Source organism: Enhygromyxa salina, from assembly GCF_000737335.2.
GTDB classification, from domain to species: domain Bacteria; phylum Myxococcota_A; class Polyangia; order Nannocystales; family Nannocystaceae; genus Plesiocystis; species Plesiocystis salina_C.
In genome coordinates, this window is record NZ_JMCC02000122.1 from 1 (window position 1) to 17,690 (window position 17,690).

Sequence of the window (17,690 nt, forward strand, 5' to 3'; positions counted from 1 at the left end):
TGCCTGAGTGAAACTTGACTCAAAAACCCAGGAAAATCGCCCCCAAGGGCTCTAGTTCTTGAACGCGCGGGCTTCGTCGAGCGTGGCGCTGACGATCACAAACCGCTCATCGAGCTCGGCCTGCAGCGACGCGCGGGCCTGCTTGTACTTCTCGCCCTCGAGCTGCCGGACCAGATCCGCGCGCACGGCCTCGAACGGGAGCGGGCCGGGCTGGTAGTGCCCAAAGCAGCGAATCACGTAGTAGCCCTTGTCGGACTTGATCGGCTGGCTGATCTCACCGACCGCGAGCGAGAACGCTGCGTCGGCGTACTCGCCCACCATCTGCTGGCGCGGGAACAAGCCCATGTCGCCGCCACGAAACGCGCCGGGCCCCTCGGAGTGGGCGCGGGCGAGCTCGTTGAAGTCCACCCCCGGGGCCATGGCCGCCTCGCGCAGCGCCTTGGCCCGGGCGAGGGCCAGCTGATCCCAGCTCGCGCGCTGCTCCGCGCTCGCGGCCTCCATCTGGTCGGGCATCACGGGTTGGATCTTCTCTTCGCCGACCCGCGGCCCGTAGGTGATCAGCAGGTGTGAGGCGCGGACCATCTCCATCTTGGCGACGAACATCTCGCGGTTGGCCTCGTAGGCGGCGGTGAGCTCGGCCTCGGTTGGCTCGAGCACGACGCCGCGGGCCGCGAACAGGGCCCGCTCGCGGAAGTAGTCGACGTTGGCCTGGTGGCGGATCTCGACGGTCTGGCCGATCCGCTCGAGCCACGCCGGCCAGTCGCGCACGTTGGCGCGCTCGTCGGCCTCTTGCTTGGCGAGCGCCGCCGGATCCAGATCGACCTTGCTGCGCAGGGCCTCGAGCTCGAGTTGCTTGGACCACGCCAAGCTCTCGATGATCGTGCGGCGCTGCATCGCCTGGAAGGGATCTGGGACCACGCCGTCGTCGCGCCGCGACAGCACCATCGCGGCGGCGGGGGCGTAGCGCTGCTCGAACGCTTCGCGCGAGATCTCGTGGCCATCGACCGTCGCGACGACCGCTGGGATCTCGCTGAGCTTGCTCGGCTTGCCGGGCTTGTCGCCAGGATCCGGCTTGGCCTCCGCCGGTTGCTTGGCGCCCGCGTCCGCAGACGCGTTGTCGCCGGCGTCCTTGCTACCCACGTCCGACTTGCAGGCGGGGGTAGCGAGGAGACCGGCGGCGCACAGCCAGGTGGTGGCGTGAATGACAAACGCCGCAGCGCGAGGCGAAGGGGACGAGCAGCGCACCCTGGCCTCGTACCGCAACTAGAGCAGCGTGTCGACGAGCCCAACCGCGGGGTAGGGGTTCTCGTTGGTCCCACCACCGGGCGGCGGGAAGTACTCGATCAGCAGGTCTGGATCGAGCAAGAAGAAGTGCGGGAAGGCGCTGCCAAGGAACCGGTCTTGGACCTGCTGGGTCTCGTCAACGAGGACCGGGATGTAGTTGTCCTTGTGGACCATGAACCAGCTCTGCGCGTCCGCGAGCGTGGGCGCGCCGCCAGCCTGATCTTGGACGATGAAGGTGACCCACCAGATCCGCAGGCTGTGAACCTTGTCGCGGACCGTTGGGTACAGCTCTTGGATCCACGAGGTGTTGGCGTCGTCGACTCCCTTGATCCAGTTGGCGACGTTGTGGCACGGGCCGCACCACTGGGCCGAGAGGTCGAAGATGAAGAAGGCCGGCGTCATGGCCTCGTTGACCGAGAAATTGGCGAAGTCGTAGATGTCGACGTAGTCGCCGTGCTGATCGAGGAACGACTGGCGCGGGAACGGCTTGCCAACCTGCTTGCCCGTGGTCTCCCAGGTGCCCTGCAGCATCTCGTCTTTGTTGGGGTTGTAGGGCCAAAACCCGGTGTAGATCCGGCTGTCGTAGTCGAGCGGATCCGTGCCCTCGGCCAGCTCCCATGGATCCCAGTAGTTGTCGCCGTCGCTGTCCTTCTTGTCGGGATCCGTGCCGAGCTCTGCCTCTTCTTCGTTGGTCAGGCCGTCTTCGTCGTTGTCGAGCGGCTCGGGCTCGCCGGTCTCTTCTTCGGTGGTGTCGTCGCCGTCGCCGTCGCCAGAGTCGGTGGTGTCGCCCTCGTTCACGCTGCCGTCATAGGTGTCGCGGTCACAGCCCGCGAGGGACAACGGAACGAGGAGGGAGCTAATGAAGAGCAGGCGATTGATTTTCATGTTGGCGACCGATGCAGGTGGCGTGAGGAGACGCGCTTGGCACGCGGAATTGGCACAATAGCGCGACGTCTGGGCGGGATTGCGAGCCGACGGCGTTTCCATGCGTGAGGATCCGCGCAGGCTTTAGGCGGCCGCTTCGCGGCGCGCGGCGAGCCATTGAGCAGCCCATGGGCGGCGCGACGCGCAACGCTACAAACCAGGTAGACTCGCGGCATGCAGCGCCCCTTGGTTACCTCCGCGTGTCTGATCTTTGCCCTCGCGTGCACCCCCGCAGAGCCCGGCACGGGCGAGAGCTCGGACACCTCGTCGTCCGACACGACGGCGGGCGGCACGGACACGACCGACGGCACGGACACGTTCAGCACCTCGGGTGACGGTGACGGTGACACCGGCGCAGAGGTCCTCGCAACGATCGACGGCATGGTCGCGGACATGGAGTCGAACCCGCTGCCAACGCCAGGCCTGCAGTTTTGTGGCCCGGTCGACGAAGGGGGCGCCGTCAAGCTGTGCATCCCGGTTCCGGTCGACGAGACCGGCGCGTTCAACATCGGCGTGACCGAGCTTGGCGTCTGGAACCTCAAGGTCGTGCACGGCAACGTCGACGGCCGCTACTTCGCTGGCCAGGCGTTCCAGCTCACGATCAACGAAGACGACAGCTTCGACTTCACCTCGCCGCCGATCGTCGTCCCCGAGATCACCGAGGTCACGGATCTGAGCGCCGCGATGGGCGAGACCGCCGTCACGATCGACGCGGTGCTGCGGGTGACCCTCGATCCCGAGCTGTCGCAGTCGCCCGACTTCACGCCGCCGAGCGAGCTGGGCGGGATCGAGGTCCCGGCCGAGTTCTGGCGGGTCACGGAGGTCGATGGCAGCCCGGTGATCGCCGCGTGGGCCTTCAACCCGTTTGGCGTCCACGCGCTCGAGGGTGAGTTCGGGTTCGAGATCGCCGGGGGCCTCGGCCTTGCCCCCGGCGATCCCGTGACCATCCACTACATCGAGAAGGTCAACGGCGTGATCCACGAGGCCGGCACGGGAATCGTCAACGCCCAAGCCGATGGGATCGACATCACGATCACCGACGGCCTCCACGAGCTGTCGTGGCTGCTCGTGACCGGCTGAGGTCGTTCTCAGCTCAGTTGCCGACGCAGGAGATCATCCCGCCGTCGAAGCTGTTGGTCACGTTCGCACACGCGGCGTCGCCCGAGCAGCCGCAAAGGCCAGACGGATTGCACACGTCGCCAGCGTCACCGTCGACGCACTGCTGATCCTCGCCGCAGCCACACAGGCCGTCGCTGCAGACCGAGAGGTGTGGGATCCCGAGCGTCGCGCAGTCGGTGTCCGCGCTGCAGCCACACGTGCCAGTGCCAACGTCGCACACCGGATACGCCGCGCTCGAGCAGTCGGCGTCGGACTGACAGGGCGAGAAGCACACGGCATCCGCCCCGCACTGGGCGTTGGCGTTGCCGCACACGGTCACGGTGGTGCCGTCGATGTCGGGGACCTCGATCTCCGAGAAGCCCGGGACCGAGTCGCACATGAAGAAGTCGCTTGGCGGCGTTGCACACAGACCGCCGTCGGGGCCCTGCACGCACAGCTGCGAGAGCGCGTCACACTCACCGCCGCCAGACGTGCACGGCGTCATCCAGCCGCTGAATTGCGCGATGCACTCGGCGTTGTCGGTGCAGCCGTCTGGCGCGTCGCCGCTGCAGAAGCTGCCTTGGCACGTCAGCCCGATGTCCATGCCGCCGACCAGGCAGTCGGCGTCGGCGCTGCACTGGTGCGCACAGAACATGCCGTCGGGGCCTTCGGTGGGATCCGTGTTGGTGTCCGCCGAGGTCTCGGCGGTGCCGCCATCGGTCGTGTTCGAGTCGCCGGCACCGTCGTCGCCTGGGCAGCCAGCGAGCGGGAGCAGGAGGGCGAGGGGGAGGAGAAAGGGTGGGTATCGAGTCATCGGCGCAATCTACTCAGAGCACAGCTCGGGCGCTACAGGCCGCGAGGTCGGCCCGATCGGCAGGGAACGGGCGCCGACCGACCGACGCTCGAGCGAGACACTCTTGGCCGACTGTTACATGCCCCCGCCGAAAGTGGGCCGAGACGAATGGAGCGCCCAATGCCCACGACAAAGACGAATGTGGACTCAGACGAATGGAGCGCCCAATGCCGGCCGTAGGTGCCCAGACAAGAGCCCCCTTCCAGGGGGCCACACATACCCCCGAGAACAGCCAGCCCATTGGGAGCGAGCGAAGCGAGTGACCCGCGAAGTGCCAAGGCGGCTGTGGGGGTCATAGAAGGCCTGCGAAGTGCGAAACCAGCTGTGGGGGTCATAATCGACCACGTAAATGGAGAGGCACCCACCCAACTCCAGGTGCCCAGACGAGAGCCCCCTTCTAGGGGGCCAATCATACCCCTGCGACCAAACGGCCCATTGGGAGCGAGCGAAGCGAGTGACCCGCGAAGTGCGAAGGCGGCTGTGGGGGTAACGTCAAAAGCTGAGAATGAGGTCCATGCGGACGCCTTCGAAGTCCGGCAGCTGCCGGCACGACCCATTGACGCACAGCAACCCACCAACCTGCCGGCCCGCGAACAAGCGCAGGAACGACGACTCCAGGAAGTTCAACCGCAGCTCGCCGCCGGGCCACACGTGCGGCTTGCGAAGGCAGTCGCCCTCGCACGGCTGCGAGTGCAGCTGGCCGCCCTGCGCCGGGAACTCGCTCGAGTACCCGCCAATGAAGGCAAAGGTGAACCACGGCGACATGCCGTAGCCCAGGATCAGGTTGCCGCGATGAAACTGCTTGGGGATGGCGCCGCCCTTTTGGACCCGCTCGTAGCGCCACTCCCAGCGCAGCGAGATCGAGTGGGCCAGCCCGCGGGTCTTGCCGACCTGCTGGTTCACGTAGAACTCGCCGTGCGGGAGCTTGCGGGTGTAGGGGGCGGTGTCGCCGTCGGGAGCCCGCTGAAACCCTTCCCAGCGATAGCCCGCGAACGCCTGGACCTCGCTGCCGCGCTCGGCGTCGCGCCAGCGCATGCCAACGTAGCCGTGGTGGGCCATCTCGCCGACGTTGGGATCGAACATGTCCTCGTCGTTGATCAGCGCGTAGACGTAGCCAAGGTAGTTGCCCAGCAGCGTGACGCGTGACTTATCGAGGGTGTGCTCGAGCAAGATCCGCCCGCCCGCGGTGTTGCTGGCCGCGGGGATGATCTGGTCGGCGCGCTCGAGCGTGGGCGCCTGAATGTATTGGACCGTGGTCGCGGCGGTGTCCTTTCCCACGGTGTAATTGTTGTAGTACTTGCCCTCGATCAGCACGAAGGTGTTGCCGAAGGTCAGCGAGTTCGACAGGTACGCCGCCAGGCCGTTCTCGACGTACTCTGGGTAGTACTGCTTGTGGTGGGGGTTGCGCATCAGGCCGGTGACGCCCGCGAACAGATCCCAGTGCTTGCCGATCCGCTTGCGGCTGATGTCACCGCCGACCAGGTGCAGGCCGTCGTGCTGGACCGTGTCGACCTTGTCGCCGAACCAGATGAACACGTAGTGCCCGCCAAGCGTGACCTTGCCCGGCAGCTTGGCGTCAAACCGCCCGCCCGAGATGATGTCCGAGCACATCGTCCAGTACGGGGTGCCGTACTTGTTCTTGCGCAGGCCCGGGGTGTTCTCGCAAAGGGCGTGGGGATAGCCCGGGTCGCGAAACAGCTGCCGGGTCGCAAAGTCGCTCTGTTGGCGATTGGCGACGCCGCCGATACCCGTGAGATCAATGTACTTTGTGTTGACGTCGATCCGGCCGCCCTTGATCGTCGCGTCAACGCCGATATCGGCGATCTTGCGGACCGCGAGGCCAATGCCCTGGCCAAAGTTGACGTTGAAGTCGCCGGCGGTGACCGTGAAGTTCTTGTTGCCAAACCGCAGCTGGAACCGCTCGACCCGATAGTCCGAGCCAAAGTTGCACTGGCGGGCCTCGGTGTCGCTGACGGACTTGCTTGGGTCCGCGACGACGTCGGGGTTGAAGTCGGGGTTGGGGATCCGCGAGCCGGGGTTGGCCGGATCTTCAATGGTCTCGCTGATCTCGCGCGCGTAGCTGTTGCCGGTGTCGCACAGCGGCTGGTCCTTTGCGTTGAACACGTTGTGCGTGTCGACGCGGATCATTGTCGAGATCTGCCAGGTCTTCTTCAGGCGCGTGTCGCTGCCGAAGTTGAGGTAGTTGACGAGCGCGAGGAAGTCGTCGTTGTTGGTGTTGGGGTCGTAGTTGTTGCCAAAGTAGTCGAGGAAGGTCGTCGACCGGAACCACATCTGGGTGTTGCCGGTCGGCGGGATCTTCGGGTTTGGCGGGTGGGCGACCTCGTCGGCGTGGTCCTCGGCGTGGTCTGGGTCTGGGTCTGGCTCTGGCTCGCCAGACGGACCTTCGAGAGACTCTGGCTCGGGAACCGGATCGACCGGGGGCTCCGGCTCTGGCTCTGGCTCGACGTCTGGCAGATCCGGTCCGACGTCGGTGGGGTCCGGTGCGTCGGGGTCGGCTGGCGCGTCGGGGTCGACTGGCGGCGCGTCGGGGTCGACTGGCGGCGCGTCGGGGTCGACGGGCGGCGCGTCGGGATCGACGGGCGCGTCGGGATCGACGGGCGCGGCGTCGGAGTCGACTGACGGCGCGTCGGGATCGACGGGCGCGTCGTCGGTCCCGACCGGCGCGTCCACGGTGGCCGAGTCGGAGACGGGCGAGTCAGGCGGCGCGGCGCGAGCGAGCCCTGGCGCCCCCACCAAACCAAGCAGCAGGGCGAGCGTCCACCCCCTGCGCGGGCGAGGCAGCGTGGCCATCACTGCGCGGGCAGCTGCTCCGTGAGGAATTCCTCGAGCTTGACCTCGTCGCCCTTCACGTAACCCTGGTGCGACTTGAGGATGTTTCCGTCAGCGTCGAGGACGGCATAAAACGGGATGTCGCCCTTGGGGTTGAAGCGCGCGAGCAGGGCGGTCTCTGGGTCGTAGAGGACCGGAAAGCTCCAGTTTTCTTGCGAGGCGAAGCCGGGGACCCGCGAGATCGTGTCGGGGCCATCGATGCTGATCGCGTACACGTTCAGCCCGCGGCCTTTGAGCCGATCATGAATGCCCTGCAGCTTCGCGAGCTCGCCCGTACACGGGACGCACCACGTCGCCCAGAACGCGAGCACGTGGACGTCGTCCTTGGTCTTGCTGACGATCTCGGTGTCTTCACCGTCGAGGTTGGCCAAGCTGATGCCAAGGTTCGCGTAGACGTCCGCTGGCGTGGTGGTGGCGGTCCCACCGTCGCAACCAGCGAGCGCCGCGGACCCACACAGCGCGCCACACATCATGACGGTGGTGAGCAGTCGGGCCGGCGCCCAAGCTGAGGTCGAAGATTGTGGGGGGAGATCAGTAGTCGCCATAGGGATCGTTGATGAGTGATTGGATCTGAGCGGTGAGGACGTCTGCGTCGACGACCCCGCCGGTCCGACGGAAGATGATGTTCGCGTTGGCGTCGAACACGAGCGTGAATGGGATCGCCTCGTTGGGCATCAGCTCGAGCTTGGACCGCAGGCCCGCGACCTGGTCCACGTAGAGGATCGGAAACTTGTCTTGCGCGACCGTGCTGCTCCAGCCTGCGCAGCTGGCCGGGAGCACCGGGCTGCCAGCCGCGCCCTCGTCGAGCGCCTGGATGAACTGGATGCCTTCGGGGCCGTACTCGTCGGCGAACTCGGCCGCCCACTCTTCGCCCTCCATCCGGCAGGGGTCGCACCAGATCGCGCCAAGGCCAAACACGACGCCGCGGGTCTCGACCTCGGGCAGGCCCTCTTGCGGCAGGTATTGGGCGATCTGGACCTGATCGCCCATGCAGTTGAACAACCGCAGGTTCTCGAAGCGCTGGCCAACGTCGAAGCCGTAGGGGCCCGGCGGGAACCCACACGCGAGCTCTTCGGTGCCCGAGTCCGTGCCGTCGTCGGTGCCAGTATCGGTGCCGGTGTCGCCCGTGTCCCCGCCGCTGTCAGCAGTCAGCGGGATCGCACACTCGGCTTCGCGATTGAGGAACTCGAAGTCGGGGAAGTCTCCGGGCCCGCTGCCGCCCTCGTCCTTGTGCTCGCAGGTCTCGCAGGGCGGGAACGAGGGGATGCAGCCGAAGCTCGCGCAAGCCAACGCAACCGCCATCGGACCCAACCATGGGGGGAGACTCGTGGGGGGGATGGGGCGGTCGCGCATGAGCTGTTCGTCCGGCTCGCAGCCTATCGGATCCCCGGTAGGAATGGAAGATTTGCCGCGGCCAATCGCGCCCATGTGGCGGAGTTTCAGCCGTGCAGACCCGTATGCAGACATACGGGCGTATCGCGCAGCGGCGCGGGCAGACCAGAGGCCTGGCCGCCCGCGCAATCACCTCAGCCGCCCGCTCAGCCGCCCCTCAACCGCCGTAGTTGGCAGCGGCAGCGGCGAGCGACTCGCTCATGCCGGTGACCTCGATGTTGAAGTCGGCGTCGATCAGGATCGCCGCCGGCACCCCGCCCATGTGGACCGGACCCAAGTAGATCCACAGCGGCTCGGTGCCGTCTTGGCCCGGCGTCGAGTCGCCGAGGAGGTGCACGTACTCGTTCGGGTACATGTTCTCCCACGCCTGCAGATCCGCGACCGTGGCCTCGCCAAAGTCGTTGAAGTTGTCGAGCAGGACCTCGACGAAGCCGAGCGTGCCGTTCTCGAGCCCCGCGATGATCGGGGCGACGTCGAACGAGCTGGCCTGGCCGGCCATGCCAGCGGCCAGATCGTTGCACGGCCCACACCACGCGCCGCTGATCACCAGAAGAAACGGCGTGCCCTGCATCTCGCAGTAGTCCCAGTCCTCGCCGTCAGACGTGAAGCCTGTCCAGTGCGAAGCCTGCTGGCCGACCGTTGGCGAGCCGGCTGGGGCCTCCATGCCCATGCAGGCCGGACCGCCGCCGCCGCCGGTCGTGTCGCCGTCGCCGTCGCCGGTTGTGTCGCCGTCGCCGTCGCCGTCGCCGGTGGTGTCGCCGTCACCATCGCCGGGGTCACCGTCGCCGTCGCCGGTGTCGCCATCACCATCGCCGACAGTGGTGTCGCCGGTGTCGCCGACCGCGTCGTTGCCGAGCGAGGTGAGGTCGTCCCCGCCTTCGTCGGTGCAGGCAGACAGGCCAAGGGCAACACAGACGAACGCGATCGATAGCTGACGCAGATACATGGGGAGATGATGGCTGAATCGACTCGAGTTGTGAGCCCTGGTCGGCCAATTGAGGATTTTTGCTGCTATGGGCAGGTTCGAGGGCTTCGTTGGGCTCTAGGAAGAGTGCGCGGGGTCAGCGCCTGCGCTCGTTCCCAACAGTCACTCGAGCGCAGGCGTCTCCGGCGGGTGCTTGGCATCCGGTACCTGCTCGCTGAGGGTCTTGGCGTCGATGACCTTCTTTTCGAGGAGGAGGTCGCGCAACGCGACGAGCTCGTCGCGATGTTCGCGAATGATCTGTCGTGCGCGCGTCCGTTCGCGATCGAGCAAGCTGCGAATGCTGGCGTCGAGCGACTCGAGGGTGCGCTCGGACAGCTCCTGATGGCCGCCACCAAAGTCCCGAACCTCGAGCGCGACCTGGGCGTCACGGGCGTCATGGCCGGCGTCTGGGTCGAGGCGCATCCCAAAGGTCTCGATCAACGCCTTGGCGAGCACCGTCGCGCGCTCGAGGTCGTGGGCCGAGCCGATCGTGAGCTGGTCGAGCAGCTCGAGCTCGGCCTCGCGGCCACCAAACAAGGTCGTGATCGAGTCGACCAGCTGATCGTGGGTGACGACATATTTGTGCGCAGGATCGGCGTAGCGCACGAACCCGAGCGCACCGGTCAGATCCCCGCGGATCGAGATGCGATCGATCGCCGGCGAGTGCTCGGTGTGCAGGGCCACGATCGCGTGCCCGCACTCGTGGGTTGCGACGACGAGCTCCTCCGCGGGGGTCAGCGTGGGCAGGTCCAGATTGGCTGTCAGCGCCCGCTCGACGTCGGTGATCGTGGTCTCGTCGGTTCGGGCGCTGCGCAGCCGCTGGCGGGCGAGCGCGCGGCACAGGGCTTGGATGTGGTCGCCGCTCCAGCGCCCGGTGTGGGCGTCGCTGCCCTCGATCGGGTGGCCGGTCTGGCGAACGGCGTGGGTCAGCGCGGCCTCGCTCATGTGCAGGCCCAGGCGCTGATCATAGATCTTCAGGATCGCCTCGCGGTCGTCGGCCTTGGGGTAGGGGATGTGCAGCTGAAACTCGAACCGGCCCGGTCGCAGCAGCGCGGCGTCGAGCGACTCGACAAAGTTGGTGGTGCCGATCACGAACACCATCTCGTTGCTGCGAAACCCGTCCATCTCGGTGAGCAGCTGGTTGACCATCGAGTGCTCGACGCCCGAGCCGGTGTAGGTCCCGCGCTGGGCGGCGAACGAGTCGAGCTCGTCGAACACGATCAGCGAGGGCGCGCTCTGGCGCGCTTGGATGAAGATCCGCCGGAGGTTCTCTTCGGACTCGCCGACCCAGCGGCTCTTGAGCTCGGGCCCGTTGACGATCTGCACGGCGGCGCCCAGCGACGAGGCGATCGCCTTGGCGAACAGGGTCTTGCCGGTCCCGGGCGGACCCCAGAAGATCATGCCGCGGGGGATCAGGCCCTCGATCAGCGCGATCTGTTTGGGGTCTTCGAGCGCCTCTTTGCGCGCGATGATCTCGAGGATGTCGTCTTTGATCTTGGACTTGACCTCGGCGTAGCCGCCAATGTCGTCGTCGAGCGAGAGCTCGGGGACCGACAGATCACCCTCGAGCGTGGCCTGGCGGATCTGCGCCCACACCGGGCTTGGGTCGTCGGGGTAGTCCTCGCCCTCGAGCGAGCCAAGCAGCTGGCGCAGGCGCACGGCGTGCACGCCCGAGACCCGCTTGTAGAGCTTGTAGATGTCGAGCCCGCCGCGGCCGAGCTTGCGGGCGTCTCGCTGGGTCACGAGGTGGGCGAGCCGCTCGCGGGCGACCCCGATGATGCCGATGCGGTGCTGAAACAGGTTGGCGATCACCTTGGGCAGGTTGAACGAGGGATCGCGGAAGCCCAGCCACAAGATGTTGGGGTTCTCGTACAGCAGCGCGACGACCTCGCGGGCTTCGGAGGTCAGCGAGCCGCTCGAGGTCGTGAGCAGATCCAGGTGCGGGAGCACCATCACGCGGCGGGCGTCGTCCTCGTCGTGGGTGCCGCCGCGGACGGCCTCGCGGAGCTGGGCGATCATCGTGGGGACGAGGGCCATCGGCATTTGGCCGGGCTCTTGCGGGGCGCGGCCGTCGATGTAGTTGCAGCGGATCTGGCGGCGGCGTAGGCGGGTGCGGAGGGCGGCGTAGAAGAAGCCGACTAGGCCTTTTTCGCATTCGATCAGGACGGGGAGGGAGCGCGCTAGGGCTTCGCAGGCTCGGGTTAGCTCGTCGGGGTAGGCGGCTTCTACGGCGGCTAGGAGCGGGAGGTCGTCGGGGAGTTCGGATTCGGGGATCATGCGGTGATCTGGGGGATCTTTGTGTTGCGGGGGTGATTGGGTGTTTGCGGGGGGTGATTGGTTGTTTGCGGGGGACTGTGGGCCGATGGGGACCGCGCACGGGCTGCAGATGACCCCAAACCGGCTACGGTCTACTCCAGTTTCGTGACCCCGCTTCCTCTCGTGGCTTGATCTTGGCCCGACGAGTTGTGGCTTCGTTAATCTCCACGTGCGTAGATACGCCGGTTTGGGGTCATCTGCGGCCTTTGTGCGCTCCACGTTGGGTGGAAGGTGGCTCCGATCCGGGGATGCGATCGGGGTTGGTGCTGGTGGGGCGGTTGGGCCGTCGCCAGTTTGGGGTTGTTGTTTGCGGAGGGCGGCGTGCTGGAGGGGGCAGTGGGGCCGCCGGGGTTTGGGGATGTTGTTTGCGGAGGGCGGCGTGCTGGTGGTGGCGGTTGGGCCGGCGAAGGTTTGGGGGGTTGTTTGCGGAGGGCGGAAGGACGCCTCGCTAGTAAGGGAGATTTGCCTGCTCACAGAGACCGAGCCCCCTTCTAGGGGGCCAATCATGCCCCCGCGCACAAATGGCCCTCTGGGAGCGAGCGAAGCGAGTGACCGCGCGGTGCGAAGCCCTCCGGGGGGGTAATAACCAGTGACCGCGCGGTGCGAAAGCCTCCGGGGGGGTCATAATCGTGGTCATAACCGTACTCGGATGGTGAGGGAGCCGGTCTCGGGGTCTTCGCTGATTTCTTGTACTTCGCCCATCGAGGCGGCTTTTTGTTTGAGGGCTTCGGCGGTGACGCGGTTGCTGATCTGATCGAGCTCGCGGCGGAGGTCGCCTAGTTTGCCTTCGAGCTTGGCGGTGACCTCGGCTTGGAGGTCTTTCTTGCGTTCGGCGGCCTCGGCTTCTAGCTCGGATTCTAGGAATTTTCGGCCGCGTTCGCGGGTGGCGGCGTCGTTCTCGGCTACGGCGCCGATGACCGTTTCGCGCTGGAGATCGAGCTGGCGATCGGCGGAGGCGGAGACGGTGACGGTGGACTGTTTGGGGTCGACGCGGACCTCGACGCCCTCTTCGTCGACGCGGAACCACTGGCCGTCTTCGCGCTGTTCGAAGCCGGCTGCTTGTAGCTCGCGCTCGAGTAAGGCTGCTGTCTGCTCGGGGGAGAGGATGTCGAGGATCTCGAGCTTGGACTGGATGCCGTCGTCGACCGCGATGTGGCGACGCAAGGACTCGGAGATGCGGATGCGATAGGCGCGGCTCATGGTGGCTCGGTGACGTCAGCTGGGGGGCCCAGGGAGTGTAGGGACTGGAGTTGGGTGGCGAGCAGCTTGGCGCGATCGAGGATCGCAGCGGGGAGCTGGGCTTGGTTGGTGGCGCGGGCGGGCGGGGGCGCGGGGGGCTCTGGCGCGCGGTGGAGGTATTTCCACGAGGACAAGAGCAGCTGGGCGGCTTCGTAGTCTTCGTCGAAGTGGGGGACGAGGCCGGCCTCGTCGAGCCAGACGCCTAGGGTGCCAAGGGCGCGCAAGAACGCGGCGGCGCCCACGAAGGCGGCTTGGCGGGCGGAGAGGGGCGCGCGAAGATCGAGGCCGGAGATCCACCAGGTGTGGTCGGGGCACTGGCGCTCGGGGCCGCGGGCGAGCAGCTCGCGGGCGGCGTCGGCCAAGAACCCGGCGAGGTCGCGGCGGGGGGGACTCTCGGTGTCGATGGCGCGAAACCAGCTGGTGAGCACGTGGGTCTGGGCCTGGCCGATCCGGGTCATGCGCTCGATCTGGCCGATCTCGGGCTTGGCCTGCTCCATCGCGACCCAGCGGGCGGCGAGCTCGGGCTGCAGGGCCTCGACGATGATCGCACCTTCGCCGTGAACGAGGGCGCGCAAATCCAGCTGGGGTAAGGGCTGTTCGCTGGCGAGCGCGTCGGGGTAGGCGAGCTGGCACAAGGGCGAGCGCGCGAACGCGGGCTGATGCAGATCTCCGCCAGCGTGGAGGATGTGCGCGGCGGCGAAGTAGTGCAGCAAGTCGTCGGCGAGGCTCGGGGTCGTGTCGTGGGAGAGCGTCCGGGCAGCGCCGACGTCTTCGCTGCGCAGCCAGGCGAGCAGCTCGAAGCTGGGGCGGCCAAATTGAAGCGGCGGCAGGGTGGGGTGGCGCTGCCACAGGTTGCCGCGCTCGACGACGCCGTTGACGAGGGTCCGGCGGGTCTGCCAACCACCCCGGCGCAGCAGCTCGAGGGTGACGCCGCGGGCGAGGGTCTGCTGCAGCAGACCCATGGCGGTGGGGCCGATCGAGAACACCCGGGTGACGCGCTTGGGTTGCTGGCGCAGCGACGGGAGGTAGCGCGGGCCGGGGCTGAGGATCGCGCGGGTCAAGGTGAGCAGCTCGGCTTCACTGCGTGACACTCGGGCCGGCGCCGCAGGCGGCTGCGCGGTCTGGGGTGGGCGTGCCAGGGTCGTTGGCGGGGTCATCGGCTGGGATCCTCGGGGTCGCGCGGTCGTGACGGTGGCAGGCCCGGGGCGCCGGGGCCGTCGTGCTTGGGCCACGGCCAACCATTGATGATCAGCTCGCCGTCGACGAGGCGCAGCTCGATGGTCTCGCCGCCGCGCAAGCTTGGATCTTCAGGGTCATGGCGGGGGCTCAAGAAGTGCAGCTGTTGATTGGTCGAGCCGATCCAGCGCCGGGTGGTGTCGGGTCGCTCTCGCACGTAGCGGCCGTCGACGAGCAAGTCCGTGGCGGCCAGCAGGCGGCCGACAGCGGGCTCCGTGACGGTCTGGGCGTCGAGCTCGGCGCGGGTGAAGCCAGAGTAGATCATCACGCCAAGGCCGGCGCCTTGGACCTGCTCGGCGAGCACGGCCAAGGCCAGCGGTTGGGCGAAGGGCTCGCCGCCGAGCAGGCTGATGCCTTCGAGGGGCGAGCGCGCGTGGGCGGCGAGGATCTGATCGCGCACGCTGGCGACCGTGCGGGGCGTGCCGCCGCCGAAGCGCAGCAGCTCTGGGTTGCAACAGCCTGGGCAGCGCATGGGACAGCCCTGGACCCAGATCGCGTAGCGCCGGCCAGGGCCCTCGGCCTCCGTGTTGGCAACCTCGACGCCGACGTCGATCGTCAGCGCGAGCTCGTCGGTCGGGGGCGCCATCAGGTGCAGTGTGCACCGAAGCGAGCGCGGGCGCAGCCGCTTTGCTGGCGCGGGCGGGGCGGGTCGCCCGATCGGGTGGGTGGGTGGATGGTCGCGCTGGCGTGGGCATTGGTCCATGCTTGGCGCATGCGTGAGCCAAGCGCCACGGTCCACCCGCGGGTCCACAGGGCACAGTGGGCGCTCGCGCGGTTTGGTCCGCTGGCGAGCCGCAGCTTCGCCGCGCTCGAGCGCTGTGATCCGGCAGCCGACACATTGATCGAGTGGTTGGCCAACCACGCCGATCAGGCGGAGCGCTTCGATCTCACAACGGCGTGGCAGAGCGCGAGCGCAGCCCTGCCGGAGCCCGTCGCGGCGCTGTTCGAGGCAGTCCGCGACGTCCCGGCGTGGGTCGAGTGGGATCGCGTCGAGCGTGCGCGACGGCTGTTCGAGCGGACGGGGATGTTCGGTGGCTTCGTGCTCAGCCTTCGCGCGCTGCTTGGCGGCTACGTGGCGCCGGCTGGCAACAAGCCGCTCTCGTTCTCGGGCCGGCTGCGCGAGCAAGCGCCGCGTCGGGTGGCAGAGACGGCCCGCTTCGTGACCGCGGTGTGTGGTCCCGGCGGGATGCAGCCCGGTGCCCAGGGCTGGCTGATCACGCTGCACGTCCGCTTGATGCACGCGCAAGTTCGGCGCTTGCTGTGGGCCTCGGGCCGGTGGGATCGCGCGCGCTGGGCCATGCCGATCAACCAACACGACATGCTCGCCACGACGCTGCTGTTCTCCGAGGTCTACGTCGAAGGGCTGCGCCTGTTCGGCTTCGACGTGAGCGAACGAGAGCGCGAGGATTGGGTGCATCTGTGGAAATTAGTTGGCTGGGTGATGGGCACCGAGGCCGAGCTGTTGCCGCGTGACTACGCCGAGGCTGCGGCGCTGCGCGAGCTGATCCAATGTACCCAAGGCCCACCCGACGACGACAGCCGGGCGCTCACGGCTGCGCTGCTGGGTCCACCACCCACGCTGCCGGGCGGGCCCACGGGGCAACTGGCCAAGCTTCGTGGCGGCATGGTTCGCGGGCTCTCGCGCATGTTGATCGGGGATGAGGTCGCAGATCAGCTGGGCATCGCTCACGCGCCCGTGTGGTCGTTGCTGCTGCCGGTGGTGCCCGAGCTGGTGGGGGCCAGCGAGTGGGCGCGGGCGCGGGTGCCCGGCGTGGAGACCCAGCTGCGTCGGGCCGGCGCGAGGTATTGGGCGTGGGTGGTCGAGCTGTCGCTGCAAGGCGATCCGGCTCGCTTCGCCCGGCCCACTCGACTGTCGTCGTGATCCCCCAACTGTTTTCAGCTCGGGCGAGGGCTTCTCGCCCGCTTGCGGACACCTTCGTAGATTGGTTCACCGCGGGCAGCGAACTCATGGGGCCTTTTTTCTGTGTGGCTCGGGTGCGCCGGGTTACGCTCTCGCCCATGAATCAAACTCATTTGATCTGTCTATCGATTACCGCGGCGCTGACCTTTGGTGGCGCGCTCGCGGGGTGCACGGATGACGGCACCGCAGAGACGACCGCATCGGAGACGGGCGACGGCGACGGAGATCCCAGCGGGGACGGAGACGGAGACCCGAGCGGCGACGGGGACGGAGACCCGGGCGACGGCGACGGGGATCCCAGCGGCGACGGAGACGGAGACCCGAGCGGAGACGGAGACGGCGACCCGACCGGCGACGGCGACGGCGACGGGGACGGGGACGGCGACGGCGACGGAGACGGTGACGGCGACATCTCGTTCGAGGGCGAGATCTACCCGATCATCATGAACAGCTGCTCGTGCCATACTGGCGGCGCGCCAGCGGCTCTTGCCATGCCGAACGCTGCGGTCGCGCTCGCGAACCTCGTCAATGTGCCCGCGACCCAGGACCCCAACCTCAATCGCGTGACCCCAGGCGACGCGGACAACAGCTACTTCTACCAAAAGATCGCCGGCACCCACACCACGATGACCAACCAGATGCCCAACACGGGCGGGGCGGTCTCGTCGAACCCATTGTCTGACGCGGATCAAATGTTGATCGCCGACTGGATCAACGGCGGCGCGCTCCCCTGAGCACCGCTGCTTCGCGCCAACGAGCCCGGGCCGCTACTCGCTGTCCGGGCTCGTCGCTTCTGCGTCCGCGTTGGGTCGGGACACCGCCCAGGCCCAGAACATCAAGACGCCCTGGATCGGGAGCCGCAGCCACGCAGCGGTCGGCGACATCTCCAAGCCGGGCGGCTGCACGCCCTCGGTGGCCATCCAGATGTTGGCCGGCAGCACGGCGAGATACAGGGCGATCAGCCCCCAGCCTGCGAGCGCGCGAGTCTTGGGCACGAACAGCGCGATGCCCAGCGCGATCTCGACGACGCCGCTGACGTAGACCGCGGCGGCGTGAAGCGGCAGGTAGTCCGGCATCATCGCCAGGTACAGCTCGGGGTTGAGAAAGTGCATCGCGCCAGCGAGCACCATCAGCACACCAAGCAAGGTCCGAAAGACGGCTTTGACCTGACGTTGGCGCGCGGACATGTTCGCCAGTGTCTCGCAGTCACGGCGCGTCGGGGGTGGCTTTCCCGGCGGCGCCGTCGAGCAGCTGGAGCGCCAGCGGAGCCCGCGGCGTCCCACCGTTCACGATCGAAGTTGATCGAGGGTGACCCGTGACAGCGGCGCCCGGGGGGTGATCGGCGCGCAGATCGGCGCGCAGATCGGCGGCCAGATCGGCGGCCAGTTCGGTGCCCAGTCGGTTGGGGCATGGAGCGCGTGATCGCCGATCCGCAGGTCGAGCAGCGCGGCGGCCAAGCTCGTGCCCGCGAGGACCTCGACGCGGACATCGTCGACATGGATGGCGACGCGCTGCGCGCTCGCGCTCGTTGTAAGATCTGCCGCTGTCACATGGTACCAGTGCGCGCGAACCAGCCGCTCGCGTGCTGCGAGGCTATCACCGCCGTCTTGGCG

General features: G+C 67.6%; 16 protein-coding genes. 3 read left to right on the forward strand and 13 right to left on the reverse strand.

Annotated features, from left to right (window positions below; translation table 11 throughout):
* Nucleotides 1–51 precede the first annotated feature (51 nt).
* Nucleotides 52–1,245, reverse strand: a complete 1,194-nt coding sequence (locus DB30_RS34600) for a peptidylprolyl isomerase (RefSeq protein WP_146661951.1) — start codon at nt 1,243–1,245, stop codon at nt 52–54.
* An 18-nt stretch (nt 1,246–1,263) separates the two neighbouring features.
* Nucleotides 1,264–2,169, reverse strand: coding sequence for a TlpA family protein disulfide reductase (locus DB30_RS34605; protein ID WP_052557253.1), 906 nt, complete (start codon nt 2,167–2,169; stop codon nt 1,264–1,266).
* 213 nt (nt 2,170–2,382) lie between these two features.
* Here DB30_RS34605 and DB30_RS34610 point away from each other — a divergent pair, with 213 nt between their 5' ends.
* Complete coding sequence (locus tag DB30_RS34610) at nt 2,383–3,288, forward strand: hypothetical protein (RefSeq protein WP_052557255.1); 906 nt, start codon at nt 2,383–2,385, stop codon at nt 3,286–3,288.
* A 13-nt stretch (nt 3,289–3,301) separates the two neighbouring features.
* Here the strand turns inward: DB30_RS34610 and DB30_RS34615 are convergent, their stop codons facing one another.
* The 9 genes from DB30_RS34615 to DB30_RS34655 form a co-directional block, all read right to left on the reverse strand.
* Nucleotides 3,302–4,120, reverse strand: coding sequence for a hypothetical protein (locus DB30_RS34615; protein WP_052557257.1), 819 nt, complete (start codon nt 4,118–4,120; stop codon nt 3,302–3,304).
* A 531-nt stretch (nt 4,121–4,651) separates the two neighbouring features.
* A complete protein-coding gene (locus tag DB30_RS34620) occupies nt 4,652–6,970 on the reverse strand; it encodes a hypothetical protein (RefSeq protein ID WP_052557259.1) in 2,319 nt (772 codons plus the stop codon).
* The gene (locus DB30_RS34625) at nt 6,970–7,482 is read right to left on the reverse strand and encodes a peroxiredoxin family protein (RefSeq protein WP_052557261.1); all 513 of its coding nucleotides are present in this window, start codon (nt 7,480–7,482) and stop codon (nt 6,970–6,972) included. Before DB30_RS34625 ends, DB30_RS34620 begins: the two co-directional genes overlap by 1 nt.
* Before the next feature lie 58 nt (nt 7,483–7,540).
* Nucleotides 7,541–8,311 carry a TlpA family protein disulfide reductase gene (locus tag DB30_RS34630; protein ID WP_052557263.1) on the reverse strand — a complete coding sequence of 257 codons (771 nt, stop codon included), beginning with the start codon at nt 8,309–8,311 and terminating at the stop codon, nt 7,541–7,543.
* A gap of 247 nt (nt 8,312–8,558) precedes the next feature.
* Nucleotides 8,559–9,347, reverse strand: coding sequence for a TlpA family protein disulfide reductase (locus DB30_RS41900; RefSeq protein WP_052557265.1), 789 nt, complete (start codon nt 9,345–9,347; stop codon nt 8,559–8,561).
* Nucleotides 9,348–9,488: 141 nt separating this feature from the next.
* Nucleotides 9,489–11,642, reverse strand: coding sequence for an AAA family ATPase (locus tag DB30_RS34640; RefSeq protein WP_052557268.1), 2,154 nt, complete (start codon nt 11,640–11,642; stop codon nt 9,489–9,491).
* Nucleotides 11,643–12,314: 672 nt separating this feature from the next.
* Nucleotides 12,315–12,881, reverse strand: coding sequence for a hypothetical protein (locus tag DB30_RS34645; RefSeq protein ID WP_052557271.1), 567 nt, complete (start codon nt 12,879–12,881; stop codon nt 12,315–12,317).
* Nucleotides 12,878–14,077 carry a hypothetical protein gene (locus DB30_RS34650; protein WP_146661955.1) on the reverse strand — a complete coding sequence of 400 codons (1,200 nt, stop codon included), beginning with the start codon at nt 14,075–14,077 and terminating at the stop codon, nt 12,878–12,880. Before DB30_RS34650 ends, DB30_RS34645 begins: the two co-directional genes overlap by 4 nt.
* A complete protein-coding gene (locus DB30_RS34655) occupies nt 14,074–14,742 on the reverse strand; it encodes a 4Fe-4S single cluster domain-containing protein (protein WP_052557274.1) in 669 nt (222 codons plus the stop codon). Before DB30_RS34655 ends, DB30_RS34650 begins: the two co-directional genes overlap by 4 nt.
* Nucleotides 14,743–14,868: 126 nt before the next feature.
* On the opposite strand from DB30_RS34655, the gene DB30_RS34660 reads away from it, so the two are divergent.
* A complete protein-coding gene (locus DB30_RS34660; protein WP_052557276.1) occupies nt 14,869–16,038 on the forward strand; it encodes an oxygenase MpaB family protein in 1,170 nt (389 codons plus the stop codon).
* A gap of 137 nt (nt 16,039–16,175) precedes the next feature.
* The gene (locus DB30_RS41905) at nt 16,176–16,811 is read left to right on the forward strand and encodes a hypothetical protein (protein WP_153258448.1); all 636 of its coding nucleotides are present in this window, start codon (nt 16,176–16,178) and stop codon (nt 16,809–16,811) included.
* 33 nt (nt 16,812–16,844) lie between these two features.
* Here the strand turns inward: DB30_RS41905 and DB30_RS34670 are convergent, their stop codons facing one another.
* Both DB30_RS34670 and DB30_RS34675 read right to left on the reverse strand, forming a co-directional pair.
* On the reverse strand, nt 16,845–17,264 hold the full coding sequence (locus tag DB30_RS34670; protein WP_052557280.1) for a DoxX family protein: 420 nt from the start codon (nt 17,262–17,264) through the stop codon (nt 16,845–16,847).
* A gap of 99 nt (nt 17,265–17,363) precedes the next feature.
* Complete coding sequence (locus DB30_RS34675) at nt 17,364–17,627, reverse strand: hypothetical protein (protein WP_052557282.1); 264 nt, start codon at nt 17,625–17,627, stop codon at nt 17,364–17,366.
* Between the last annotated feature and the right edge of the window lie 63 nt (nt 17,628–17,690).